General features: G+C 51.9%; 1 protein-coding gene. It reads left to right on the forward strand.

The window, feature by feature from the left end; translation table 11 throughout:
• On the forward strand, positions 1 to 239 hold a 239-nt coding region (locus tag ACTQ3R_RS16620), incomplete at its 5' end, for an ATP-binding protein (protein WP_441780244.1).
• Positions 240 to 420: the final 181 nt, after the last annotated feature.

Raw genomic sequence — 420 nt, forward strand, 5'->3', positions numbered from 1 at the left:
TCCCTCTGCACAAGGACGCCGCTGAACTGCTGTTCCAAGTGATTTCCGATTGCTACGAGCGCAAGAGCCTGATTATTACTTCAAACCTGGAGTTCTCTCAGTGGAACACTGTCTTTGGGGACAACCGCCTGACTGCGGCGCTCGTTGACCGGCTTATCCACCACAGCCATATTGTGATTTTCTCTGGGGAAAGCTACCGGCTTACCCAGTCCCTAAACCGCCAGAGGGCATACACTTAGGGTACTCAAAATTAGTGCAAAAGGGCTTTGGGCACCGATGTGAGCACTTGGCCCCTATTGGCACCGATGCGAGCATTAGGCCCCCAGGGCACTCACTCTTGCAAAAGGCCCTCATCTTTCCGGGTACTCAAAAGGTGAGCATTTGGTACTTGGGAAAAACATTGCTCACGACATGAAATCT

The sequence above is a fragment of the Lawsonibacter sp. LCP25S3_E2 genome, from assembly GCF_052117285.1.
Classification (GTDB): Bacteria; Bacillota; Clostridia; order Oscillospirales; family Oscillospiraceae; genus Lawsonibacter.